General features: G+C 67.1%; 20 protein-coding genes. 11 read left to right on the forward strand and 9 right to left on the reverse strand.

The window, feature by feature from the left end; all coding sequences use genetic code 11:
* Nucleotides 1–19 precede the first annotated feature (19 nt).
* Together FFF93_RS03610 and FFF93_RS03615 are read left to right on the forward strand one after the other, a co-directional pair.
* Nucleotides 20–2,251 (forward strand): McrB family protein, encoded by a 2,232-nt coding sequence (locus FFF93_RS03610; protein WP_138770121.1) that lies wholly within the window; start codon nt 20–22, stop codon nt 2,249–2,251.
* On the forward strand, nt 2,238–3,482 hold the full coding sequence (locus tag FFF93_RS03615) for an McrC family protein (RefSeq protein WP_261375273.1): 1,245 nt from the start codon (nt 2,238–2,240) through the stop codon (nt 3,480–3,482). The genes FFF93_RS03610 and FFF93_RS03615 overlap by 14 nt, the downstream gene beginning before the upstream one ends.
* A 26-nt stretch (nt 3,483–3,508) precedes the next feature.
* On the opposite strand, the gene FFF93_RS03620 is transcribed toward FFF93_RS03615, so the two are convergent.
* The 3 genes from FFF93_RS03620 to FFF93_RS03630 all read right to left on the reverse strand — a co-directional run bounded on the left by FFF93_RS03620 (nt 3,509) and on the right by FFF93_RS03630 (nt 4,966).
* Entirely contained in the window at nt 3,509–3,751 is a 243-nt protein-coding gene (locus FFF93_RS03620) for a hypothetical protein (protein WP_138770569.1), read from the reverse strand.
* Nucleotides 3,752–4,034: 283 nt separating this feature from the next.
* Entirely contained in the window at nt 4,035–4,457 is a 423-nt protein-coding gene (locus FFF93_RS03625) for a very short patch repair endonuclease (RefSeq protein WP_138770120.1), read from the reverse strand.
* Nucleotides 4,458–4,531: 74 nt separating this feature from the next.
* Nucleotides 4,532–4,966: a pyridoxamine 5'-phosphate oxidase family protein gene (locus FFF93_RS03630; RefSeq protein WP_138770119.1), complete on the reverse strand. Its 435-nt coding sequence runs from the start codon at nt 4,964–4,966 to the stop codon at nt 4,532–4,534.
* Between the two features lie 253 nt (nt 4,967–5,219).
* Here FFF93_RS03630 and FFF93_RS03635 point away from each other — a divergent pair, with 253 nt between their 5' ends.
* From FFF93_RS03635 to FFF93_RS03650, 4 genes are all read left to right on the forward strand, one after another.
* Nucleotides 5,220–5,855 carry a DUF4190 domain-containing protein gene (locus FFF93_RS03635; protein ID WP_138770118.1) on the forward strand — a complete coding sequence of 212 codons (636 nt, stop codon included), beginning with the start codon at nt 5,220–5,222 and terminating at the stop codon, nt 5,853–5,855.
* Nucleotides 5,856–6,076: 221 nt separating this feature from the next.
* On the forward strand, nt 6,077–6,745 hold the full coding sequence (locus FFF93_RS03640; RefSeq protein ID WP_138770117.1) for a DUF6318 family protein: 669 nt from the start codon (nt 6,077–6,079) through the stop codon (nt 6,743–6,745).
* Between the two features lie 14 nt (nt 6,746–6,759).
* The gene (locus FFF93_RS17055; protein WP_261375274.1) at nt 6,760–7,662 is read left to right on the forward strand and encodes a PKD domain-containing protein; all 903 of its coding nucleotides are present in this window, start codon (nt 6,760–6,762) and stop codon (nt 7,660–7,662) included.
* A 90-nt stretch (nt 7,663–7,752) separates the two neighbouring features.
* A complete protein-coding gene (locus FFF93_RS03650) occupies nt 7,753–8,823 on the forward strand; it encodes an alkene reductase (RefSeq protein WP_138770116.1) in 1,071 nt (356 codons plus the stop codon).
* Nucleotides 8,824–8,912: 89 nt separating this feature from the next.
* Here FFF93_RS03650 and FFF93_RS03655 read toward each other — a convergent pair whose 3' ends face one another.
* Complete coding sequence (locus FFF93_RS03655; protein WP_138770115.1) at nt 8,913–12,551, reverse strand: bifunctional RecB family nuclease/DEAD/DEAH box helicase; 3,639 nt, start codon at nt 12,549–12,551, stop codon at nt 8,913–8,915.
* Nucleotides 12,552–12,672: 121 nt separating this feature from the next.
* Between FFF93_RS03655 and FFF93_RS03660 the strand changes: the two genes are divergently transcribed.
* From FFF93_RS03660 to FFF93_RS03675, 5 genes are all read left to right on the forward strand, one after another.
* Nucleotides 12,673–13,299, forward strand: a complete 627-nt coding sequence (locus FFF93_RS03660; protein WP_138770114.1) for a heme-binding protein — start codon at nt 12,673–12,675, stop codon at nt 13,297–13,299.
* A 6-nt stretch (nt 13,300–13,305) separates the two neighbouring features.
* Nucleotides 13,306–15,708: a Tex family protein gene (locus tag FFF93_RS03665; protein ID WP_138770113.1), complete on the forward strand. Its 2,403-nt coding sequence runs from the start codon at nt 13,306–13,308 to the stop codon at nt 15,706–15,708.
* 159 nt (nt 15,709–15,867) lie between these two features.
* The gene (locus FFF93_RS03670; protein WP_138770112.1) at nt 15,868–17,262 is read left to right on the forward strand and encodes an OFA family MFS transporter; all 1,395 of its coding nucleotides are present in this window, start codon (nt 15,868–15,870) and stop codon (nt 17,260–17,262) included.
* Between the two features lies 1 nt (nt 17,263).
* Complete coding sequence (locus FFF93_RS16890; protein WP_186372219.1) at nt 17,264–17,407, forward strand: hypothetical protein; 144 nt, start codon at nt 17,264–17,266, stop codon at nt 17,405–17,407.
* 3 nt (nt 17,408–17,410) lie between these two features.
* Nucleotides 17,411–19,234: a gamma-glutamyltransferase family protein gene (locus FFF93_RS03675; RefSeq protein WP_138770111.1), complete on the forward strand. Its 1,824-nt coding sequence runs from the start codon at nt 17,411–17,413 to the stop codon at nt 19,232–19,234.
* A 736-nt stretch (nt 19,235–19,970) separates the two neighbouring features.
* Here FFF93_RS03675 and FFF93_RS03680 read toward each other — a convergent pair.
* The 5 genes from FFF93_RS03680 to FFF93_RS03700 all read right to left on the reverse strand — a co-directional run bounded on the left by FFF93_RS03680 (nt 19,971) and on the right by FFF93_RS03700 (nt 23,581).
* The gene (locus tag FFF93_RS03680; protein WP_261375275.1) at nt 19,971–20,378 is read right to left on the reverse strand and encodes an HNH endonuclease signature motif containing protein; all 408 of its coding nucleotides are present in this window, start codon (nt 20,376–20,378) and stop codon (nt 19,971–19,973) included.
* A 113-nt stretch (nt 20,379–20,491) separates the two neighbouring features.
* Nucleotides 20,492–21,385, reverse strand: coding sequence for a DUF222 domain-containing protein (locus FFF93_RS03685; RefSeq protein WP_138770110.1), 894 nt, complete (start codon nt 21,383–21,385; stop codon nt 20,492–20,494).
* A 230-nt stretch (nt 21,386–21,615) separates the two neighbouring features.
* Nucleotides 21,616–22,299, reverse strand: coding sequence for a YqjF family protein (locus tag FFF93_RS03690; RefSeq protein ID WP_138770567.1), 684 nt, complete (start codon nt 22,297–22,299; stop codon nt 21,616–21,618).
* 50 nt (nt 22,300–22,349) lie between these two features.
* Entirely contained in the window at nt 22,350–23,129 is a 780-nt protein-coding gene (locus tag FFF93_RS03695; protein WP_138770109.1) for an isocitrate lyase/phosphoenolpyruvate mutase family protein, read from the reverse strand.
* A 62-nt stretch (nt 23,130–23,191) separates the two neighbouring features.
* The gene (locus tag FFF93_RS03700; protein WP_138770108.1) at nt 23,192–23,581 is read right to left on the reverse strand and encodes a DUF1622 domain-containing protein; all 390 of its coding nucleotides are present in this window, start codon (nt 23,579–23,581) and stop codon (nt 23,192–23,194) included.
* Nucleotides 23,582–23,611 lie beyond the last annotated feature (30 nt).

The raw sequence follows: 23,611 nt of genomic DNA on the forward strand, positions 1-23,611 counted from the left end.
TAGGCTGTAAATTGATTGCATGACCCCATCGCCAAAGACCGCCATGCACCGCGCCCTCGGCATCTCCAAAGAGATCGAGGATGCAGCTTGGTTCGTACTGGGCCCGGGCCTACACGGCCATCCGTCGGCCCTGGACGGGCGCACCATGACGTGGACGGCGGACGCCGCGAACGAGCTGCTCGAACGCCTCGAAGCCGGCGCCGCCGACCCGAAGGCGCCCATGATGACCAACCTCCGGCAGAACCTTGAGGGCGCCTCCCGCGGGGCCAAGCAGCTGGCCGTGGAACTGTTGTTCCTGCAGTCCTTGCCCCTCGCGCACGAGGTGAAGTCGCTCAAGGTCAAGCGGGCCCGCGTGGCCGAGGCCGCCTCCTGGCTGGAACCGCCGCTGGAACTCCCGGACGAGCTCTACGCCGGCATGACGGACCATGGCGTGATCCGGGACCGCACCGCGGAATTCAACTGGACCATCTGGGACCACCTGAAATGGCTCTGCCGCTTCGTTGCCCACGTCGATAGTCAGCCCACGGCCGCGGTGCAGGCCGCCCTCGAGGACCCGCTGGCCTTCCACGATCTCACCGCCGGCACCCCCGAGGACCAGCCCGCGATCCGCCGGAGCATCGAGTTCCTGGTCTGGCCCGGCTACTTCGAGCCCGTTGTGGCCGACGTCGAACGCCAGGAAATCCGCGATGCCTTCGCCTCCCTGGTCGGCGGCGCCAGGGGCGACTCGGACGAGGAAGTCTCCGCCGACATCCACCGCATCCGGCTGCACCTCGACGAGCAGGCCGGCCAGCGGATCGACTGGTACTCCCGGCAGCTCGTCAGCCAGTGGCGGAAGGTGGGCGACCCCGGCCGGCGCGCCTGGCTCCTGCGCAGCCACCACGACAACGCCGAGCTGCTCGCCGCGTGGCAGGACGAGGAAGCGGTGACGCTCGACGTCGAGCACCTCCGCCTGCTGGATCCCGGCGTGACCGCCGGGCTGGTCCAGCACGCCGTGGACGAGGACTACAAACACCTGAGCTACGTGGAGCGCGAGGACACCAAGACTGCCGTCTTCGCGTTCCTGACGGTGATGAAACCGGGCGACCTCACGCTGTACCAGAGTTCCGGCGCCGTCCGGGTGGGGGTGGTGCTGGGCGAGCCCGAGCATCACGAGGACAACCGCCGGCTGCGCCGCAAGGTCCGCTGGTTCGACGAGGTCCACTCGACGGCCGAATTGCCCCGCCACGTGCAGCGCCAGCTGGCCAGCTCCGGCCTGATCGTCGACGTCACCAGGGTGATCCAGGCGCTCGACACGCTGCTCCCGGCCGAAGCCGAGTCGGAGCCGGACGACGGCGCCGAGCCGGACGCCGTCGTCGAACCACCGTGTGAGGGATTCCGCCCATTGACGGCCGAATTCGCCGCGTCGCTGCACATGGACCTCGAACCTTTGCAGGAGATCGCCGAACTGCTGGAGGAAAACCGTCAGCTGGTCCTTTACGGTCCTCCCGGCACCGGAAAGACCTACCTGGCCAAGCACCTCGCGGCCGAGCTGGCCGGCGATACCGGCGACGAACGGGTCAAGCTGGTGCAGTTCCACCCCTCCTACGCCTATGAGGACTTCTTCGAGGGGTACCGTCCGGACAAGACCGACGAAGGCCAGGTCTCCTTCAAACTGGTCGCCGGACCGTTGCGCCGGCTCGCCGAGGAGGCCGCGAAACCGGGCAACGAGAGCAAGCCGTACTTCCTGATCATCGACGAGATGAACCGGGCCAACTTGGCGAAGGTCTTCGGCGAGCTGTACTTCCTGCTCGAATACCGTGACGACCGGATCTACCTGCAGTACAGCCCCACCGAGCCGTTCTCGCTGCCGGACAACCTGTACATCATCGGCACCATGAACACCGCGGACCGCTCCATCGCGATGATGGACGCGGCCATCCGCCGCCGGTTCTCGTTCATCGAACTCCACCCCAAGACCGAGCCCGTCAAGGGAACGCTGCTGCGCTTCCTGCAGGCCCGCGACCTGGACACCACGCCGGCGTTGCTGCTCGATGAGCTGAACAACGCCATCGACGAGTGGGACCGCGACCTCATGATCGGGCCGTCGTACTTCATGAAGAAGGCGGCCCAGACCCCCACCGGGCTGCGCCGGATCTGGAAGTACGAGTTGATGCCGCTGCTGGAGGAGCACTACCACGGCCAGCTCAACCGGGCCCAGCTGGAGGAGCGGTTCGGTCTGGAGCAGCTGTTGGGCCGCCTTGCGCGCGTCTAGTCCCGCCCTGGACCGCGCCGTCCGGCACATCGTCCTGGACGAGCTGTCCGGGGGAGTGGTGGAACGGATCGACGCCGGCAGCGCCGCCTACATCAACGGCAGCGGCCTGGCCAAGGCCTCGCCGTTGGGCATGGGCCTGTTCCGGATCGAACCGGTCGGCAAGGTCGGCTCCGTGCGGACCCCCTCGGTCCAGCTGGAGGTCCGGCCCAAGGAGCGGCTGGGCCTCGGCCGGCTGTTGTTCTTACTGGGCTACACGGAGAACCAGGGCTTCCGGGACGACGCCGTTGCCGCCGTCGAGGACACCGATCTCTGGAGCGCCCTGGCCGAGTCGCTGGCCCAGTTCGCGGACCGTGCCCTCAGCCGCGGGGTGCTGCAGGGGTACCTGAACGTTGACGAGTCGCTCCGCACCGTCAAGGGCCGGATCCGGATTTCGGACCAGATCTCGCGCCGCCCCGGCATGCTCGTGCCGCTGGAGGTCTCCTACGACGAGTTCACCGAGGACATCCCGGAGAACCGCATCTTGCGCGCGGCCCTCGAACGGATGTCGCAGGTACCGGGAGTGCGGGCCGATGTGCTCAGCAGGCTGCGGCGGTTGAAGGGAAAGCTCGACGCCGTGACGCGCCTGCAGTCCGGCGCCCCCCTGCCGCAGTGGCGCGCCAGCCGGATGAACACCCGTTACCACGCGGCCCTGCGCCTGGCCGAGGTGATCCTGCGCAACGCCTCGGCCGAGGCCGGGGACGGCAAGCAGCACTCGGCGTCGTTTGTGGTGGACATGTCCAAGGTGTTCGAGGACTTTGTCGGCACCGCGCTGCGGGAGGCCATGGCCGCCTATCCGGGGGAGATGCGGCTGCGCTACAACTCGATGCTCAACGAGGCGGTGCGGGATTCCGACCGGATCATGGTGCAGCCTGGCGCGGTGCACCTGCTCGGCGGCCGGCCCGTGATGGTGTACGACGCGAAGTACAAGGCGGCGTCCGACGTCGGCGCCTCACTCTCGGGCGACCACTACCGGACGCTGGCGTACTGCACCTCGCTGCGGGTGCCGACGGCGTGGCTGGTCTACGCGGGAGCGGGGGAGATCAAGCTCCGACGGATCCTCAACACGGACATCGACGTGGTGGAGTTCCCGCTGGATCTGTCCCAGCCGCCGGCGGAAATCCTGGCGTCCGTGGCGGATCTGGCGCAGCAGTCGTGGGGCGAAGTCGTGCGGCAGGCGTCGATCAGCCGCTGAGTGCGCCGGTTTTCCTGCGGGAGAGTCTAGGCGGTGTCGTCCTGCACGGTCGTGGAGACGGACAGCAGGTGGTTCAGCAGCGCCTTCTCCGGCTGGCCGGGATTGTTGGCCACGTGCCAGCGGAGCTGTTCCCGGACAGGGGCCTCCTCCGGCTTGGTCTCCGACAGAATTGCGTCGATGATGGCGGACACCTGCCTGCGCAGGGGCTCCAGATCCTCTGATGGCTCGGGGCTCCGGACGGCGTGCCGCGTGCGAGTCTCGGTGGACAACAACAAGTGTGGCATCGTGCTTCTCCTGCGGAGTTCGTAGTATCCCCACGTACTGACCAATAGAGTCCTAGTCCCCGAGTTTCGAGTTTAGCCCAGGTGGACCACTCTGTCGCGGGTCAGCGGCAAGGCAATTTTGGTGACTGTTTCAACTAATTCCTCAGCTGCCTCGCCGGTGCTGCTGAGATTACCGGGATGACGTGATCACAGTTTGGATGTCGCGAAGAAAATATTTTCGCGTCGCGTCGCGCTGCCCGTGGCTGAGCTGACTGGACCAGCGCCCGACTTAGCGGCGAAGGAACGTATCGAGCTGCTGCTCGAGGGCCGAGAGGTCTTTGAGTTCACACTCCCAGACGGTGAGTACCTCCCAGCCCGAGCCCTCGAGCAGTCGGCGCTGTTCAGCGTCGCGGTTCCGGGTGCGGGTCCGCTTGGTTTCCCAGAACTCGGCGTTGGATTTGGGTGCGTGCTGTCCGACCCTGCAGCCGTGGAAGTGCCAAAAACAGCCGTTGACGAAGATGACCTTGTGACGGGAAGCGAACACCAGATCGGGGTTGCCGGGCAGCCTGCCGCCGCGGGCCGTTCCGTGCAACCGGTAGCGGTAGCCCTTGGCGTGCAGCATCCGCCGGACCAGCAGTTCGGGCTTGGTGTTCTTGCCCCGGATGCGGGACATGTTCCAGCTGCGCCGCTCCGGGGTCAGACTGTCCGCCATGGTTTAAGTCTAGGCGGCGCTTTTTGGCCGCTGGTTCGGCGGTAGGTCCGGGTCGCGGTCTGGCAGCCTTTTCCCTAGATTTCCCGCTCGGGGTGTTCGCCGAACTGGAAGTGGCGGCCGCTGACCGACGTCGGCTCGATTTCGACGTAGAAGTCCTTGAGCGTCGGCACCCACGGCTTGAGCCCCAGGGCCTCCGCCGCCGCAATCTCGGAGGACTTCTCGAGGGCTCGGGCGGTGCCACGGAGCACTACGGACCATGCTTCCTCGGAGAGGATGCCGTCAGTTTCGAACAGCACCTTGGAATTGATGGTCAATTCGGCCAGCTTGTTGCCGGGCGCCGTCCGCAGGTAGAGCTTCCGGTGATTGACCGCGTAATTCACCGGAAAAATGTCCGGCTCCCCTGCCACGGTGACCACGAGGCGGCCGTGCTTTGTCCCTTCGATGAGTTTCCAGGCTTGATCCTCGGTCAGGTTCAGGATCGGGCTGCCCTCTGCGTGTTCGAACATCATGGGCTCATTGTTCTATCCGGCGTAGACAAATGCCAGAGGCGATGGAAACTGGAATTTCGTTGCCGCCAAGTACTCCGGCGATAGATTGTCAGACCCCCTCCCTAACGTTCTTCTTGTTCGGATTGCATCTCATCCGTGTCCACCCGCAACGGTATTTGGGGCACTGAAAGGGATGCCCCTTCGCGCCATGGGGGCGCTTGGGCCCGGACACTTCGAACTGCCAGGCGCTGCCTGGCCACAAAAATGGGGAATCATGAGTACTTTCAATTCACAGGGCACCGCACACGCGGATGCGCCCACGCCTGCCGCGGCTCCGTACCCTGTAGCTCCGGCTTCGAAGGGTAATGGCTGGGGCATCGCCGCACTGGTGCTCGGCATCGTGGCCGTCGTCTTCTCGTTCATTCCGGTCATGGGCGTGGTGGCCTTCATCCTGGGTCCGCTGGCGGTCCTGTTTGGCATCATCGGCGCCACCCGCAAGTTCACAAAGAAGGGCGCTGCGATTGCGGGCCTCGTGCTTGGCATCCTGAGCATCGCGATCGCCGCCATCTGGATGGCAGTCCTGTCCGCGGCTGTCTCCTCTGCCGACAAGGCGCTCAACTCCGAGCACAAGGTTGAGTACGTGGTGACGACGAACGGCAAGGCGTCCGTCAGCTACTGGACCAGCGGCGGGTCGTCCAACGAGGACGTCACAACTGCCTGGAAGAAAGAACAGACCGTGAAGAACTCGGATTTCGTCTCTCTGGTTGTCACCGGCGACTACTCGAATGCTGCGGCCGCCGTCGGGTGCGAAATTCTCTTCGATGGCAAGTCAATCTCGAAGAACTCGGGAACCGGTCAGGGCGCCATGGCGTCCTGCAGCGGCTCGGGGCTCGGAGCGAATAAGAAGTAGCAGAGACTGCGCCGGGCCAGGGGCCCGCCGCAGCCGTAGGGCGTCGCAGGGGCGGAAGCTCCTGCGACGCCCTTTTTGGTGAGCGGGCGCCCATGGTCGTCGTGGGTGCCGCTCTACAGAATCGGCTGTGGATAACTCTTACGGCCGGAATGTGATCTCAGTTACCCTTAGGCATTGTTTGGATTCAGGCGTCTTGATTTCTATCGGGGGATTAGCTGAACATGACATCTCGCATTCCAATCTCCAGCCGCAGGCATACTGCCGCAGCCGCACTGCTCACCGCCGCCGTTCTGACCGGAACGGCCTGCACAAGCGGCCAGGCTTCGCCGGCCGCAACGCCCAGTATCGGACCGCCGGCCTCCTCGAGTTCCGCCACCCCGACGCCGACGCCGACCCCGAAGCCGACCGCGAGCTATAAGCCGGCCGACGCCGCGGGCCGGGCGCAGAACGTCCCCGTCCCCGTACTCCCGGAGGCCGCGAAAGCGGAGACGAAGGAAGGACTCGAGGCCTTCGCGAGGTACTGGTATTCCGCACTTTCGTATGCGTACGAAACGGGAGACATGGGGCCCCTTGATTCAGTTTCCGCTCCAACCTGCGCTTCTTGTGCCCGCGTTAAGAAGGTTGTGGAAGGATGGCACGCCGAAGGGCGATGGCTGGCCGGGGGAAAGATGGTCGTCGAAGGGTCAGACACCAGTTTTATTGAGACCGGGCCGCTGCAATACCAGATCCTGATTCAGGTTCATCAGGAACCGCTTTCGTATTACCGCGCCGACAAGGTTCTCGATGAGACAACTCAGCAGGGACCAGCGTTGGGAGACATCATGGTTGCCTCATTTGCGGGAGGGGCCTGGAGAGCGATAACCGTCGAACACTTGGTCAAGAACCCGTGAGAATCTCCGGGCGAATGATCCTGGCAGCGACTGCGATCGTCATGCTTCTGCACAGCGGCATTCCGGCGGTGAAGGCCTCTTCTGATTCCCCAGTCAAGGGGGATTGGGACGAAAGCGGCGCCACGGTGCGGTCCTGGCACAAGGATCCGGCCTCGGGCGCGTGGGCCCAGATAGCCTTTGGGGCGGAGGATGACCCATACGTCTATCAATTCAAGCTCGTTTGTCGAGTTGATCCTACGCTGGACGGATCCAACTGTGCCGGACCAGACGTGGAATGCAGCGTTGGTGAAAATGGGCGAAGCGTGAACTGGTATCGATCACTTCGAGATTTCAGTCCTCCAGTTTGGGGCTTCTTTGATGGCCCCACGTGCATCTATGACGAAAAGCCTGTCGACGTGCTCGACGCCATCGCAGCCCTGATTCAAACAGAGTTCCAAGAACTTCCAATCGCCGCGGGCAAAGCAACTGCGCAACCCAGTCCGCATACTCTTCGGGGTGCGGAAACGAACTTCTTCGCGGAAGCAGCCCAGCAGCAGTTCGACATCAAGATCCTGGCCCAGGACGTCCACGTCGCCGCTAAACCCGTCCAGTACACCTGGAACTTCGGCGATGGCGCTTCGCTGGGACCAACGACAACGCCGGGTGGTCCGCTGCCGCAGGATAGGTGGGGCGAAAAGACCGCAACCAGCCATATCTATGCGCAAACCGGCGACTTCTCCGTGGTGCTGACCACCCATTTCCAAGGAACGTACTCCGTCAACGGTGGCCCGCCACTGCCCATCCCGGGCCAAGGCCAGTTCAATTCACCGCCCCAGACTGTCAGCGTCTGGCGGTCCATCACCCGTAATTACGCGGACGACTGCCTCAAGAATCCGCAGGGCCAAGGGTGCCCGGGCGCGCCGCAACCGGCACGCTGATCGAGGCGTGATCCGAGTCTCAGTCGGAATAGTTGCAGGCGCCGCGAAGTTTCCGCCACTGGACACAATCCACTGTGAAAGGAACTGCGCATGCTGTTTTCCCCCCTGACCATCGGACAACTGGAAGCACCGAACCGACTCGTGATGGCGCCACTGACCCGGCTCCGCTCGGGCAGGGAAGGCATCCCGGGGCCGCTGGTGGTGGAGCATTACCGGCAGCGCGCCTCACTCGGCCTGATTGTCAGTGAAGGTACCTACCCCAGCCCGGCCGGACGCGGTTTCCCGGGCCAGCCCGGCCTTGTCACGGAGGAACAGCTCAAGGGCTGGGCCGACGTCACCGCCGCGGTGCACGAAGAGGGCGGCCGGATCTTCGCCCAAGTGATGCACGCAGGCCGCGTCACGCACGAGGACACCACCGGTGGCCACGAGGTTGTCGCCCCTAGTGCCATCGCCATCGACGGCGTGACCCGCACCTACGAGGGCAAGCAGGCGTTCCCCGTTCCGCGCGCCCTGACGGCAGACGAGCTGCCCGGCATCCGTGAGGAGTTCGTGCAGGCCTCCCGCAACGCGATCGAGGCCGGGTTCGACGGCGTCGAACTTCACTCCGCGAACGGCTACCTTTTGCACGAGTTCTTGACGCCCGCTGCGAACCAGCGCGACGACAACTACGGCGGCTCGCCCGAAAACCGTGCGCGTTTTGTCATCGAAGTTGCCCAGGCCGTCGTCGACGCCATTGGCGCGGACCGCGTTGGCATTCGCATCTCGCCCGAGCACAACGTCCAGGGGGCCCTGGAGCTGGACGCCGCCGACGTCCGCGAAACGTACGGTTACCTGGTGGATGCCCTGGCGCCGCTCAAGCTGGCGTATCTCAGCGTCCTTCACAAGGAGCCGACGAGCGAACTGGTTCAGGACCTGCGCACGCGCTTCGCTGGCACCTTCCTCGTGAACACCGGGTTCGGCGTCATCACCACCGCGGAGGAGGCCAAGTCGCTCGTCTCGGACGGCCACACTGACGGTGTGGTCGTCGGACGCCCCGCCATCGCCAACCCGGATCTGGTGCGACGCTGGCGCGAAGGACTCCCCGTCAACGAGCCCGACCAGGCCACCTTCTACACCGACGGCGCCGAGGGCTACACCGACTACCCGGCCTACCAAAACTAGCAACGTCGTCTCGGCCCAATGCTGGCCGGGACATGCCCAGCGTTGGCCGCGAACAGTGGACAGAATCCCATTCTGTCCACTGTTCGTGTTTAAGAATGGGCATGTCCCTGGCGCGCGACTGACACCGACCGCTGGCAGAGGCCGATGAAGCCGCCCAGCTGCTCCAGACCCTCCGGGTGAAGCGGCAGGTAGTTAGTCAGCTCCGGTGCCCTGACGACGACGGCACGCCACTGCCCGCGCGAGACCGCAACGTTGATCCGGTTGCGCGAGAGCAGGAATTCCATGCCCCGCGGCGCCTCGGCCACGGCGGAACAGGCCATCGAGACGATCACCACCGCAGCTTCCTGGCCTTGGAACTTGTCCACAGTGCCCACCCGGACCCCGGAGAGGCCGGCCCAGTCCAGCGCCTCGCGAATGAGGTTCACCTGGGCGTTGTAGGCAGCCACCACAAGGACGTCACCCGCCTCCAGCGGCCGCGAGCCCTCCGGGGTGTGCCACGCCAGTCCGAGGTGGCGCCGCACCTGCCGGACGACCTCGGCCGCCTCCTCGGGGGACGACGTGGTGTTGCCGCTGTGGGGCACCATCACCGTCTCGATTCCGGCGGGAACTCCGTCCAGGCGCCGCAGGTCTGCGGACGGGGCGGAATGCAACCGGCCCTCGTAGGACAACGCGGAGACGGCCCGGCACAGCTCGGAATTCATCCGCCACGAGTCGGCCAGGAAGTAGCCAAGCTCCGGCGGCAGGGTGGCGTGCCCGGCGGAAATCCACCCCAGGGCCGACTCGTCGACCGGCTCCGGGTGCCTGCCCTGGCTCACCTGCGGCAGCTGCTGCGGATCGCCGAGCAGGAGCAACCGGGTGCTGGACTGGGCCACCGCGAGCGTGTTGGCCAAAGAGAACTGGCCAGCCTCGTCGATCACCAACAGGTCCAACGACCCGGCAGGGACTCCGGCGCCGGTCATGGTCCAGGCCGTGCCGCCGATCAGCGCCCCGCCGGGTGTTGCCAACAATGACGACACATCATTGGCGGTCCGAGACGCCCACGGCAGCGGATTGCTGTGCTTGACATCCTTGGCAACCAGGGCCGGATTAACTCCAGCCTTCATGACGGCAGTCGTCAGCAGGTTCTCCACCACGGCGTGGGACTGGCCGACGACGCCGACCTTCCAGCCGCGGTCCACCAGCCGGGCGATGACGTGGGAGCCCACATGGGTCTTGCCCGTTCCCGGGGGACCCTGCACGGCCAGATAGGAGTGGTCGAGGTCCAGCACCGCCGCCGTGATGGCATCGATGAAGCGGTCCTTTCCGTCGCCGGGCTGCGGCAGGGCCGTGGCTCCGGCCAGCCGGGGCGGCAGCCGCCGGACCAGGTCAAGCGCCGGGTGGCGGGGGATGGACCCGGACCGCAAACCGTCGGCAACCGCAGCGGCCAAGGACTCCAGCGCCTGCTCCAGGCTCTTGGTGGCGAGCGGTTGATCCTCGGTCAGCGCGATGGGCAGGTCATTGTGGGGCGGGATTTTCCGATGCAGGCGGTCCCGGACGATGACGGTGTCCTTGCCATCCTCATGCCCGAGTTCAAGGACCTCCGTCCCGAACCAACCATTTCGTCCGATCCCGTTCTTGCCGGTGCCCTCCAGCCCCGCCGGAAGCGGAACGTCGTACATGCGGAACCATTTGCTGCCTTCGCGCAGGTCCGATCCCGGGGTCACCGTTCCGGTCAGCTTGACCCGACGCTCCGGGAGCTTCCTGCCGTCCTGCTGCCAGTCGTCCAGGGCCTCGGCGGACTCGACGAGGAAGACGTTCCGATCCCGTAGATGCGTGTCAGGGCCCTGCTCGCACCGGTCGAAGTGGGCCCACCAGAAGGACTTGCGCTCCCGGCGGTGGTAGCTCACTGCTGCAGCCAGCATCGCGACGGCCTTGCGGTCCTCCTCGGGCAGGCCGCTTCCGGGCTCGGCAAACGCCATGAGCGCCAGCTCCGCCGGGCCCACCGCAGCCGCCGCATCGGAGGGACCGTCGTCGGCTGCTTCCGCCGCGCCGGTGCCGACCGAACCCAGCGGCCTGGACCCTCCGCTGCGCGGCTCGATCCCGCGTTCCCCGGCACGTCGCAGGAGCCAGTCCCGCAGTTCCAGGGTTGAGAGGCAGTCGTATTCGTTGTAGTCCGAGATGCCCGCGAGGATCTCCGCGGCATCCTCGGCCCGGCCGGCATCGCGAGCTTCGCAGTAGTGGGCGTACGCCACCACCGAGGCGCCGGCGTCCTTCACCTCGCCGGAGCGGAGATTGGTCCCCATGTACAGCGGCTCGAGTTTCTTGATGCTGTAGGAGTTCTCCGAGATGCGGATGCTGTTGCGGACCGTCTGGTAGAGGTCCACCAGCAGTCCCTCGCGGAGCCACGCATCCACGGTGTCTTCACCCGCGACGTGCAGCACCGAGAGCTTGCGCAGCGCCGTCTTCTCGTACGCGGCGTAGTGATAGACGTGCATGTCCGGGTAATCCCGCCGGCGCTTCTCCACGTAGTCCAGGAAGTCCAGGAAGGCCTGCTTTTCCGCTGCCCGGCTGTGCGCCCAGAACGGCCGGAAGACCCCCGGAACGCCCGGGCCGGCCGGCGCCTCGATGACGCCGAACAGATACTCGAGCCCCCACACCCCGGTAGTGCCCTCCTGCCACAGCGGATCGCCCTCGAAGTCGAAGAAGATATCGCCGGGACTCGGCGGGGGCAACTCCGCCAGGGTGTTCTGCGGCAGGACCGCGTAGCGCAGGGTGTGCCGCTCGCCGTCCTTGACGTACTGCACCTCGCCGTCGGCCGGGCCGACACCGCTCTGGATCCGGGCCTGTTCCTGTAGCCGCAGGAGCACGGGGGTGGGCTTGGCGAGTGTGGCCTGCGCGAGACCCGTGACGGTGCGGATGCCGAGTTCGTGCAGGTTCTTGCGCTGCACCGAGTTCATCCGGGCCACGAGGAGCAGGTCGTCGGTGGCTTTGACCTGCTCCTGGCAGTAGTCGCAGCGGCCGCAGGCGGTGAGGCCCTCCGCGCCCCAGCGGACGGCGCCGGCCCCGGCAATGTGGGCGGAGGTCAAGGCCAGGAAGCGTTCGCGCCGCTCCCGGAAGACCGGCAGGATCTCGGCGAGTTTATGGTGGCTCCGGACGTAGTCAAAGCCGCCGTCGGCCAGCTGCACGGTGGCGCCGAGGACAAGCGTCACCGCCGGATCCACCGGGATGCCGGCCTTCAGCAACTGATCGCCGTATGCAGCGAGTTGGAGCAGGGCGGTCACTTTGGCGTGGCGGGCGAGTTTGGTGTCGAAGACGGCGTAGCCGCCGTCGGGCCGCCGCACCAGGAAGTCGGAACGGCCGTGGAACTGCCCGTCGAAGAAGGCGGCCTGGAAGACGACGTCGGCGCCCGCGCGCAGTGCCTCAATCGATTCGTGGTGCTTGGCCTGCAGGGTGGCGCGGTCCATGGCCACCGCGGGAACGACGTCGTAGACGCCGCGCCCGCGGTCCGGGTCCCATGTTCCGAACTCGCGGATGAACCCGTCCAGGACCTTGCGCTCGTGAAGGTCGCCCAGGTCCGCAGCGTGCTTGAGCATCTCGTCGGTGCCGAAGTCAGCCTTGGGGGCGCGGCCGAGCTTCTCATCGAGCTTTCGGAGCAGCTGGTACTCGCAGTCCACGGCCACCACGAGGTCGCTCGCGGAGTAGACCAAGTCCGGTGCCGCGCCGGGTACTTCCGGTTCAAGGAAAAACACTGTGCCCCGCTTTGATTGATGGATCCGCTGCTGATCGATGCCTCTGCTGCCAAGCTACCAAAGCCCTCTGACACCGAAGCGCTGGCCGCCGGCACAGGACCGGCGTAGGGTCGACAAGACCATGACCGAACAGCAACCGTTTGAACTGGTCCAGCGTTACCCGCACTTCGAGCTGCGCCGCTATCCCGCATACGTGGTGGCCGAAATACGCGTCAACGCGAGCTTTGACCGCGCCGGAAACGCCGCCTTCCGCCACCTGTTCAACTACATCAACGGCCGCAATACCGCGTCGCAAAAGCTGGCGATGACCGCCCCGGTTATCCAAGGGAGCGGGACCCCGGCGGCCACCTCCCGGAAACTGGCGATGACCGCCCCGGTGCTCCAGAGCGGCCCGCTTCCGGGCAAGGACGCGCCGGCCGACTTTGTGGTCGCCTTTGTCCTGCCCGCTGGCTTGACCGCCGAGACGGCGCCGGTCCCGGCAAACCCCGACGTCAAGATTCGGGCGGTGCCGGGCTCCTTGGCCGCAGCGCTGCGCTTCTCGGGCACCGGCACGGCAGCCGCCTTCGAACGGCGCAACGAAGGGCTGCAGGCAGCGCTTGCCCTCGCCGGGCTGACGCCCGTCGGGCCGCCACGGTTCGCCCGCTTCGACCCGCCGTTCAAGCCGTGGTTCCTGCGCCACAACGAGGTGGTCCAGGACGTGCTGGAACCCGAGACCGCCACGCGAACTCCGGGGGCAGGAGCCGGGTAAGGCAAAATGGGCTGGGTGAGCCAACTCCCGCAGCACCCCGCCAAAACCGCCCCCATTGAGACCCAGATCGCCGCAGAGCTCGGGGTGCAGCCCTGGCAGGTGAAGGCCGCCGTGGACCTGCTCGACGCCGGGTCCACGGTGCCGTTCATCGCGCGCTACCGCAAGGAAGCAACCGGCACCCTGGACGACACCCAGCTCCGCGAACTGGAGGAACGGCTGCGCTACCTGCGCGAGCTGGAGGACCGGCGTCGGACCGTGCTGGAGGCGATTGCCGCCCAGGGTGCACTGACCCCGGAACTTCAGGCCGCCATCGTCGCCGCCGATACGAAGTCGCGGCTGGAGGACATCTACCTCCCGTTCAAAACCAAGCGGCGCACGAAGGCGCAGATCGCCCGCGAGGCCGGGCTGGAGCCGCTCGCCGACGCTCTGCTCAAGCGGCCCGAACTGGATCCGGAGCGTGAGGCCGCCAAATACCTGAACCCCGAGCACTCGGTCGGGGACGCCGCTGCGGCGCTGGCCGGAGCGCGCTCCATCCTGGTCGAGCGCGTCGCCCAGGACGCCGACCTGGCTGCCACACTGCGGGAGCGGCTTTGGACCCAGGGGCGGATGGTCTCCCGCGTCAAAAAGGGCAAGGACGCCGAGGGGCAGAAGTTCAAGGACTACTTCGAATTCTCCCAGGCGCCGTCCGGGATGCCCTCGCACCGGGTCCTTGCGCTGCTGCGCGGGGAAAAGGACGGCGTGCTGGAGCTGGATCTCAGCGAGGCGGAACCGAACGACGACGCCGCCCTGGCGGCCGCGCGCAGACGATATGAAGCCGCGGTGGCCAGGTTCCTCGGGGTCTCCGACCGCGGCCGCCCCGCCGACGCATGGCTGCTGCAGACCGCGCAGCAGGCGTGGCGCTCCCGGATTCTTAGCCGGCTCAGCGGCGACCTGCGCAGCCGGATGTTCGCGGCGGCCGAGGACGAGGCCGTCCGGGTGTTCGCCGCCAACCTTCGTGACGTGCTGCTCGCGGCGCCGGCAGGCAACCGGGCCACCCTGGGCCTGGACCCGGGACTGCGGACCGGGGTGAAGGTGGCCGTGGTGGACGGCACCGGCAAGGTGGTCGCGACCGACACGGTCTACCCGCACGCCCCGGCCCGGAAGTGGGATGAGGCGCTGCGAACGTTGCAGGCACTGGCGCGCAAGCATGGCGTTGAACTCGTCGCGATTGGCAACGGTACGGCTTCGAGAGAGACGGACAAGCTCGCGGCCGAGCTGATCAAACAGCTCGGCTCAGAAGCCGGCCGTGGGCCGCAAAAAATTGCACCGCAAAAGCTCGTGGTCTCCGAGGCCGGCGCGTCGGTGTACTCCGCGTCCGCGCTCGCCGCCGCCGAGTTGCCCGGCATGGACGTCTCCTTGCGCGGCGCGGTGTCAATCGCCCGTCGGCTGCAGGATCCGCTCGCGGAACTGGTCAAGATCGAGCCGAAGTCGATCGGCGTCGGACAGTACCAGCACGACGTGACGGCGGCGAAGCTGGACCGGAGCCTCGACGCCGTCGTCGAGGACTGCGTCAACGCCGTCGGGGTGGACGTCAACACTGCCTCGCCCGCGCTGCTGAGCCGGGTGGCCGGCGTCGGGCCCCTGCTGAGCGAGAACATCGTGGCCTACCGGAATGAGCACGGTCCCTTCAGTAAGCGCAGCGAGCTCAAGAAGGTGCCGCGCCTGGGTGCCAAGGCCTTTGAACAGTGCGCCGGCTTCCTGCGCATCACCGGGGGAGCGGAGCCCCTGGACGCCTCCAGCGTGCACCCGGAGGCCTACCCGGTGGCCCGGAAGATCAGGGCGGCCGCCGGCGCGGGCAGTGACCTGTCCGCGATGAACCCGCAGGACTTTGTGGACGGCTCGTTCGGCCTGCCCACCGTGCGGGACATCATCGCCGAGCTGGAAAAACCGGGCCGGGACCCCCGTCCGGCGTTTGCGGCGGCGACGTTCCGGGAGGGAATCGAGAAGATCTCCGACCTCAGGCCCGGCATGGTGCTGGAGGGGACGGTCACCAACGTGGCGGCGTTCGGCGCGTTCGTGGACGTCGGCGTACATCAGGACGGGCTCGTGCACGTCTCGGCGCTGGCCAACCGGTTCGTCGCCGACCCCCGCGAGGTGGTCAAATCCGGCCAGGTGGTCCGGGTCAAGGTGCTGGAGGCCGATCCGGAACGGAAGCGCATCTCGCTGACGCTGAGGCTCGACGACGAACCGGCCGGGGCCGCCGGCGGGCGGCGGGTGCCGTCCGCGGGACGACCGTCTCCCGGCAGGCAGAGCCAAGCAAAGCCAGCCTCGCAGGCTGCAGCCGGGCGGACGGAGAAGGTGAAGCCGGTTCCTGCCCCGGCTGACACGGCGATGGCGGAGGCGCTTCGGAAAGCTGGTCTGGGGAGGTAGCGTCACCGTTCGTCGCGGATTGACTACCGTTCGGCGCACAATCCCTACGTTTACTGATGATTTGCACCATGATTGCCGGAGGCAACTGCCCATATTTAGGGCTTTCGCCTCTAGAACGCTGGGACATCGACGTCGTCAGACAAATCAAGGGGAGCAACTATGGGCTGGCTGGACCGGGACCGAACCATCGCACCGCCGGGATTCAACCGCTGGTTGGTGCCGCCTGCGGCGCTCGCCGTCCACCTGTGCATCGGCCAGGCCTACGCGACGAGCGTCTACAAGACGGCACTGGTCAAGCACTTCGGCGCCAGCCTCACCGAAATCGGTGTGATCTTCTCCATCGCCATCGTGATGCTTGGCCTGTCGGCGGCAATCATGGGTACTTGGGTGGACAAGAACGGACCCCGCAAGGCGATGTTCACCTCGGCCATGTTTTGGGCCAGCGGCTTCTTGATCGGCTCCCTCGGCATCTTCACGCACCAGCTGTGGCTCGTCTACCTGGGCTACGGCTTCGTCGGCGGCATCGGCCTGGGCATCGGTTACATCTCGCCGGTTTCCACGCTAATCAAGTGGTTCCCGGACCGGCCGGGACTCGCCACCGGCATGGCGATCATGGGCTTCGGCGGCGGCGCCTTGATCGCGAGCCCCGTCTCCACCGCGCTGCTGAAGCTGTATGACCCCAACTCCAACGCCAAGGGCTGGGTGGCTAGCGGCGACTCCGTGGGCAAGCTCTTCCTGACCCTCGCCGTCATCTATCTCGCCTACATGCTGTTCGGGGCCTTCACCATCAAGGTCCCGGCCGACGGCTGGCAGCCGGCAGGCTTCGACCCCTCGAAGGTCAAGGCCGCCAAGCTCGTCACCACGGAGAACGTCTCCGCCAAGAACGCCGTCAAGACCAAGCAGTTCTGGCTGGTCTGGATCGCGCTGTTCTGCAACGTCACCGCGGGCATCGGCATCCTGGAACAGGCCGCGCCGATGATCCAGGACTTCTTCCGCCAGTCCGACGGCGCGTCCCTGGTCAGCGCCGCCGTCGCCGCCGGCTTCGTCGGGCTGCTCTCCATCGGCAACATGGCCGGGCGCTTCGCGTGGTCTGCCACCTCCGACGTGACCGGCCGCAAGCGCATCTACATGGTGTACCTCGGCGTCGGCGCGGTGCTGTACGTCCTGCTGGCCATAGCCGGGTCGTCCACCACCATCCTCTATGTGGCGCTGGCGTTCCTGATCATCTCCTTCTATGGCGGCGGCTTCGCGACCGCCCCGGCCTACCTGCGGGACCTCTTCGGCACGTTCCAGGTGGGCGCCATCCACGGCCGGCTGCTGACCGCCTGGTCCGCCGCCGGCGTCGCCGGGCCGCTGATCGTCAACGCGTTCCTGGACGCCCAGGGCACCCCTGGCAAGCTGAACGCCGCGTCCTACCAGCCAGCACTGCTGACCATGGTGGCGCTGCTGGTGATTGGCTTCGTCGCTAACCTGCTGGTCAAGCCGGTCGACGCACGATTCCACGAACCCCGCCCGGACCGCGAGCGGTCGAACGAACCTGCCATGGAGGCCTGAGATGAACACAGCACACACCCCCGGCGCGCAGGCAGCTGTGAAAGCGTCCACCGGCAGGCTGGCCGTGGCGTGGGCCCTGGTCGGAGTACCGCTGGCCTACGGGGTCTACGAAACCCTCACCCGCGTGGCGGCGCTCTTCGGCTGACCCATGACTTTCACCGCACCCGAGCAGTTCACCACCCGCCCGACCCTGCAGGGCACCTTCGGGATGAGTGCCTCCACGCACTGGCTCGCGACGGCGGCGGCCCAGGCGGTGCTCGAACGCGGCGGTAACGCGTTCGACGCCGCCACGGCCGGCGCCTTCGTGCTGCATGTCGTGGAGCCCCACCTCAACGGTCCCGGCGGGGACATGACCGGCGTCTTCGTGACGGCGGCAGATCCCGGCAAGCCCGTGGTGCTGATGGGCCAGGGGCCGGCACCGGCCGCGGCGACGGTGGAGCACTACCTGGCCGAAGGCCTGGAACTGGTACCCGGTTCCGGTGCGCTGGCCGCCGCGGTGCCCGCCGCCGTCGACGCCTGGCTCCTGCTCCTGCGTGACCACGGGACCTGGGAGCTGGACGCTGTGCTGGACTTCGCGGCTGGCTATGCACGCGACGGGCACCCGATGCTCGGCAGGGTCGGCACCACGATTGCCGCGGTGGCGGAGCTGTTTCAGGAGCACTGGCCCAGCTCAGCCGAGCTGTGGATGCCCGGCGGAAGGATCCCCGCCGACGGGGAGCTCATCCGGAACCCCGCCTACGCCCGGACCCTGGACAGGCTCATCGCCGCCGGGGCAGCCGGTGGTTCGCGTGAGGCCCGGATCGATGCCGCCCGGCGGGAGTGGCGGGAGGGCTTCGTCGCCCACGCGATGGTGGAGTCGGTGCAGACTACGCACCGGCACTCCTCCGGCACCGACCATGCCGGCGTACTGGCGTTCTCAGACCTCGCCGGTTTCGCCGCGGGCTACGAGGCGGCGGCCACCGTGGAGTTCCGCGGGCACACCATTGCCAAGACCGGGCCGTGGGGGCAGGGACCGGCGCTGCTGCAGACCCTCGCCATCCTCGACGGGTTCGAGGACCGCTTCCTGGATCCGTCGACTGAGCTAGGGGTGCACACGATCCTGGAGGCGCAGAAGCTCGCGCTGGCAGACCGTGAGGCCTACTACGGGGACACGGATGTTCCGTTGGAGTACCTGTTGTCCGAGGATTACTGCGCGGGCCGCCGGGCGCTGATCACAGACCGGGCGTCGCATGAATTCCGGCCCGGCCACGTCCCCGGGCGTGAGCCGTACCTGCCGCCGTTACGGACCGAGTACACCCCGCCCGCGCTGGCCGTGGCTGGTGTGGAGTCCGGCCCTGCGGGTTTGGGCGTGGGGGAGCCGACTGTGGCGCCGAGCGGGGAAACCCGGGGCGATACCTGCCACATCGACGTCGTGGACCGGTGGGGGAACATGGTCTCGGCTACGCCGTCGGGCGGTTGGCTGCAGTCCTCGCCCGCGATTCCGGAGTTGGGTTTCTGCCTGGGAACGCGGCTGCAGATGACTTGGCTCGAGCCGGGCACGCCGTCGACCCTAACGCCCGGCAAGCGGCCCCGCACCACGCTGACCCCGACCCTGGTGCTCCGAGAGGGACGCGCCGTGACCGCGCTGGGGTCGCCCGGCGGCGACCAGCAGGACCAGTGGCAGCTGCCCTACCTGTTGCGCACTATCGTGGGCGGCTACTCGCCGCAGCAGGCCATCGACGCGCCGACTTTCCATACGACGTCGATGCCCGGCTCGTTCTGGCCGCGCACCTGGGAACCCGGCGGGGCCGTGGTCGAGGACCGGCTGGGCGACGACGTCATCGCGGGCCTCAAGCGCCGCGGACACGTGGTAACAGTGGCTGGTGGCTGGACGCTGGGTCGGCTGTCGGCCGTCGTCCGGGACCCGGCGACGGGAGTGCTGCAGGCCGCGGCTAACCCGCGCGGTGCTCAGGGATATGCCGCGGGGCGGTAGCTGTATCGGCTCAACCTAAGTAATTCGGTTGGCGTACGCGGTGGCCGGCAGTCTAGGACGCTGGACCGCGGCGGCGGCGGCCCGCCAGATAGGTTCCGGCCGTGACGGCCGCCGGAACGGCCAGGAATACTCCGGCCCCTGCTACGCCACTGGCGACGCCCCCAACCGCGAAGTATCCGGTCAGGCCGATCCACCAGAACAGCACCGCTGCGAACGCACTGACGACGAGTATGGCATCGCGGGTCCCCCGACGGCTGCCCACCGGGAGGCGGCGAGTCCGGAGAGTCCTCAAGCGGGTTGGGGCTGCGGGTGACGAGGCGGTACGTCGGGCGCGACGTGCGAGGAAGTAGGTTCCGGCGGTTGCCAGCGCTGGTACTGCGACAAAGACAGCCAGCCCGCCGCCCCCACTGGCCGGGGCGCCGACGGTGAAATATCCCGTCAGGCCGATCCACCAGAACAGCACAGCCGCGAACCCACAAATGATCTCGGGTGCGTGGCCCAGACCGGAACGGTACGTAGGACGAGAACTGGAATTACTGATCCCCGTCATGGAGTTCCCCTTCTGAATAGTTCCCCCGATGGCCACGTACTCGTCATCACAACACGGATCTGCAACTTTGATAAGACCCATTGGCTAAGCATTGGAAGGCGCTCCGTCGTAGGCCTCTTGGCGTCCAGAGTTAGAGCATGATCGGCGTCGAAAGGACGGAACTGCTTGCGGGCTGCTTCTTGCGTTTCAGCAGCGAAAGTAGTGGTTTCGTCGGGGGGTTTGTTGGGGGTCGAGGTGGGGTGGCGGGATGAACCAGGGGATGCCGTTGCGGGGGTGGATGGTCCATTGTTCTTTGTGGATCGTGTGGTGATGGTGGGAACAAAGGAGTGTTCCGTTGTCGGTGCTGGTGGTGCCGCCGTGGGCCCAGTAGTCGATGTGGTGGGCTTCGCACCAGGGTGCGGGGATGGTGCAGCCGGGGAAGGCGCAGCCTTGGTCGCGGGCGGTGAGGGCTTTGCGGATGTGCGGCGGGAAGATGCGGCTGGTGCGGCCGATGTCCAGGACCCGGCCCCGGGAGCCGAGGAGGACGGGGATGATGTCGGCGTCGCAGGCGATTTTGCGGATGGTGGCGGCGGTGACAGGTCCGGTGAACGCCATTGTCCCGGTGCCGGCGAACCCGAACGGGCCGGTGCCCGGGATTTGTCCGGCCGGGTTCGCGTAGGTGTTGGCGTTGTCGGTCCGGCCGGGGCCGTCGGCCTCTACGGTGTCGGTCAGCCGGCCGAGCCGTCCGCCTCCGTGCCCGCACGTTCGTCCGCGGCGGTGTCGCCGCCGCCGGGCGCCGCGCTCTCGCCGCCGCCGTCGGCCCCGCCGGCTCCGGCCGCGGTGGTGCGGGGGTTGGTGGCGGTGTTCATCACGGTGAGGAGGTGTTCGAATTGTTCGGTGGTGGCGAAGATTTCCAGGTGCTGCAGGCCGTGGCGGGGCCGGCGGATGAAGGCGCCCTGGAGTTGGCGGAGGAGTTCTTCGGTGGGTTCGGCGCCGTCCTGGTCGATCGCGTCCACCCAGCGCTTCGCGATCCGGGCTAGGAAGTCCGGATCGTGCTCGGCCGCGGGGCGGGTCAGGGCGTGTTCCATCCGGGCGCCGGTCTCCGCGTCACAGAAGGGCCGGACCCGGACCAGCGCCTGGCTGATGATCGTTGCGGAGCGGGACGGCACGGACCCTGCGGCTACGGCCGCGGCGAGTTCCTCCCGCACGGGCGGGAGAGGCTGGCCGGTCATCCCGGTGCGGAGCAGCACGTCCCCGGCCAGGGACAGGCGCCGGTGGGCCTCGGCGGCGCTGATCTGCAAACGGTCCCGCAGGAAGTCCCCGGTCTTGCGGTAGCCGTCGTCGGCCACCGGGGCGCCGTCGTTGGCGGCTTCCTTGCGGCTGCGGTCCACCGCGCCGGCGGCCACCAACTGCAAGTACTCCAGGGCCCGGGAGATTTCCTCGACCTGGCCCGCGAACCCCGACGCCTCGCCGAACCCGAACAGCGCCGCATCCTGCGCCGCCGTCGCACTCAACCGCTGGAGCCGGCTGAGGAGGTCTTCGAGTTCCAGTGCGTAGCCGCGGCGGTCATCATCGTCCGGCCGAATGACCGGAGCTAAGGTGACCGCTGCACTGGTTCCCATGAATCAATCCAACCAGGGACCTACGACATTATTCGCGGCAGCAGAACAGCCTGCGGCAGGCTCATCATGCAGGCGCGGGAGCAGCCGGCCGGTGATACTGGCCGGACGAGTGATGAGAGCTGCACCGATTCCCATGAACCAATTCAACCGCGGGGGCAGACATTATTGGTGGCAACCGGACCGGCCGACGCCACATCACCAGCACCGGAATGGGCGCTGAGTCCACCGGCTCAGCGCCCGCCGCCAAGCACCCGCGGCCGGCCGAACTGCGTCCTGACGCCCGACGAGAACAACGCCGACTCGGGCGGCCCGGAAACCTCGATGCCCGCCGCTGCGATGAGCTGGTCCTCCAGCACCGTCACCCGAGCCCGGAACAACGGCCACGGGCCATGGGCATTCGGAACGTAGAGCGTTTTGCCGCGGAAACGGGTATGCAAACCAAACCGTGCGGTGAGGTGGACGGACAGCGGGTCCCCGGCTTCGACGTCGAACTCCGGGACCACCGCGAAATCGCTCCGCGCACCGCCCCGAAAACGCCGTACCGAGTATCCGGTGGACGGGTCTGCCCGGTTGGCCGCCCGGAAGCGGTCAAGGGACCACACGTACGGGATGCCAGCCGCCCGCGCCGCCAGAACCACCGCCAGCCGCGAGGCGTCCAGGCTGAGGAAGACGACGCCCCTGGTGCCGTCCGGCTCCCGGGAGTAGAGCCGCACATTGATCTCGTTGAAGCTGCCGAAGTAGGGAACCCCCGGGCCGTTGCCCAAACCGGCGCCCCGCATGCGGAAGCCGATGAGTCCCACCCAAGCTGATCCGTCGAACTCGTCCGCGACCACGCCGCGGGGCATGAACGCCGCCGCAACGGCCCTAGGGATGCGCCAGTGCAGAAACACGGCATCTGTCCATCGCTGGCCCATGATGACCGGCCTGGGCAACTCCGGCGCCTCCGGCCACGGATCCGGCTTCACTAGTTCAGGACCCTCGTAGCCTCCGGAAGCGCTCCGCCGGCCAGCAGCGCCGCCGCGGTATCGGCCAGGGCAGTCAGCGCAACACGCTGGGTCCACGGGCCATACGAGATGCGGGCCACGCCGAGTTCCTGGAGTCGGGCCGGAGCAAGCGATCCAGGCACGTTAATGACAGACACCTTGTTCCACCCGATGCCGTCCACCAGCGCCTTGACGGTGGCTTCGTCCAGCAGGCCAGGCACAAACACCGTGGTTGCGCCGGCGTCGAGGAAGGCCCGGCCGCGCTCAACTGCGTCGGCGAGCACCGTGCCGGGGTCCCGGTCCTTGCCTTTGAGGAACGCGTCCGTGCGGGCGTTGAGGACAAAGTCGATGCCCTCGGCCTCGGCCGCCCGCACCACGGAACTCATCTGGTTGACCGCGTCGGCGAGGGGGCGCATCTGGTCCTCGATGTTGGCGCCGACAATGCCGACGCCGATCGCCTTGCGTACCGCCTCGCCAGGCTCCCCGTAGCCCGACTCCAAGTCGGCGCTGACCGGAAGGGACGTCGCGGCGGCGATGCGGCCGACGGCGCTGATCATCTCGTCCAAGGGGATCTTCTCGCCGTCTTCATAGCCCAGCGAGGCGGCGATGGAGTGGCTGGCCGTGGCCAAAGCTGTGGTGCCCGGGACCTCAGCGACTACCTTTGCGGTGATCGAATCCCATACGTTGATGACCTGAAGGATCTCTGGGGCTCGGTGCAGACTCAGCAGTTCGGTGGCTTTGGACGCAAGGGAATTAGTCATTTCGCGAGCCTAGCCGGAGGCACCGAGTGTCGAAAAGGGTTATCCGCTCTCGGGGGAACCAGTCAGCTGGCCGTCGACGCCGTTTGGGTGTTCGCGGGCTGCTTCTGCCAGGGCCAGCGGCCGGTGATTTCAAGCTCGAGGGAGAAGCTGAGGAAGGTCCGGATCAGCACGATGATTGCCAGCACGCCGACACTCTCGAAAGTCGGCGTGACGGCGACGGTCCGGATGATGTCGGCAGCCACGAGCAGTTCCAGGCCCAGCAGGATGGAGCGGCCCAGCAATTGCCGGTAGGAACGGTAGACCGAGAGCGGTTCGGCGCCGGCGGGAAGTTGCCGCGGCTGGAATCCCCGCAGGGCCATCGGCAGCGACACGAGGGCTCCGATGACCATCACGGCGACGCCGGCGAAGTCCATGAACCGGCCAACCGTCTCAATAATGTGCTGAAAATCCATGCTGCCCCTCGGAGGAATTGGGTGTTTTGC

Origin of the sequence: Arthrobacter sp. KBS0702 (assembly GCF_005937985.2) — a bacterium.
In the GTDB taxonomy this organism is placed as follows: Bacteria; Actinomycetota; Actinomycetes; order Actinomycetales; family Micrococcaceae; genus Arthrobacter.

What these genes read in the sequence shown, in the direction of transcription:
- FFF93_RS03610 (WP_138770121.1), top strand. Translation starts at nt 20, where the DNA reads ATGACCCCATCGCCAAAGACCGCCATGCACCGCGCCCTCGGCATCTCC.
- FFF93_RS03625 (WP_138770120.1), bottom strand. Translation starts at nt 4,457, where the DNA reads ATGGCGGACAGTCTGACCCCGGAGCGGCGCAGCTGGAACATGTCCCGC.
- FFF93_RS03630 (WP_138770119.1), bottom strand. Translation starts at nt 4,966, where the DNA reads ATGATGTTCGAACACGCAGAGGGCAGCCCGATCCTGAACCTGACCGAG.
- FFF93_RS03635 (WP_138770118.1), top strand. Translation starts at nt 5,220, where the DNA reads ATGAGTACTTTCAATTCACAGGGCACCGCACACGCGGATGCGCCCACG.
- FFF93_RS03640 (WP_138770117.1), top strand. Translation starts at nt 6,077, where the DNA reads ATGACATCTCGCATTCCAATCTCCAGCCGCAGGCATACTGCCGCAGCC.
- FFF93_RS17055 (WP_261375274.1), top strand. Translation starts at nt 6,760, where the DNA reads ATGATCCTGGCAGCGACTGCGATCGTCATGCTTCTGCACAGCGGCATT.
- FFF93_RS03650 (WP_138770116.1), top strand. Translation starts at nt 7,753, where the DNA reads ATGCTGTTTTCCCCCCTGACCATCGGACAACTGGAAGCACCGAACCGA.
- FFF93_RS03660 (WP_138770114.1), top strand. Translation starts at nt 12,673, where the DNA reads ATGACCGAACAGCAACCGTTTGAACTGGTCCAGCGTTACCCGCACTTC.
- FFF93_RS03665 (WP_138770113.1), top strand. Translation starts at nt 13,306, where the DNA reads ATGGGCTGGGTGAGCCAACTCCCGCAGCACCCCGCCAAAACCGCCCCC.
- FFF93_RS03670 (WP_138770112.1), top strand. Translation starts at nt 15,868, where the DNA reads ATGGGCTGGCTGGACCGGGACCGAACCATCGCACCGCCGGGATTCAAC.
- FFF93_RS16890 (WP_186372219.1), top strand. Translation starts at nt 17,264, where the DNA reads ATGAACACAGCACACACCCCCGGCGCGCAGGCAGCTGTGAAAGCGTCC.
- FFF93_RS03675 (WP_138770111.1), top strand. Translation starts at nt 17,411, where the DNA reads ATGACTTTCACCGCACCCGAGCAGTTCACCACCCGCCCGACCCTGCAG.
- FFF93_RS03680 (WP_261375275.1), bottom strand. Translation starts at nt 20,378, where the DNA reads ATGGCGTTCACCGGACCTGTCACCGCCGCCACCATCCGCAAAATCGCC.
- FFF93_RS03685 (WP_138770110.1), bottom strand. Translation starts at nt 21,385, where the DNA reads ATGGGAACCAGTGCAGCGGTCACCTTAGCTCCGGTCATTCGGCCGGAC.
- FFF93_RS03690 (WP_138770567.1), bottom strand. Translation starts at nt 22,299, where the DNA reads ATGGGCCAGCGATGGACAGATGCCGTGTTTCTGCACTGGCGCATCCCT.
- FFF93_RS03695 (WP_138770109.1), bottom strand. Translation starts at nt 23,129, where the DNA reads ATGACTAATTCCCTTGCGTCCAAAGCCACCGAACTGCTGAGTCTGCAC.
- FFF93_RS03700 (WP_138770108.1), bottom strand. Translation starts at nt 23,581, where the DNA reads ATGGATTTTCAGCACATTATTGAGACGGTTGGCCGGTTCATGGACTTC.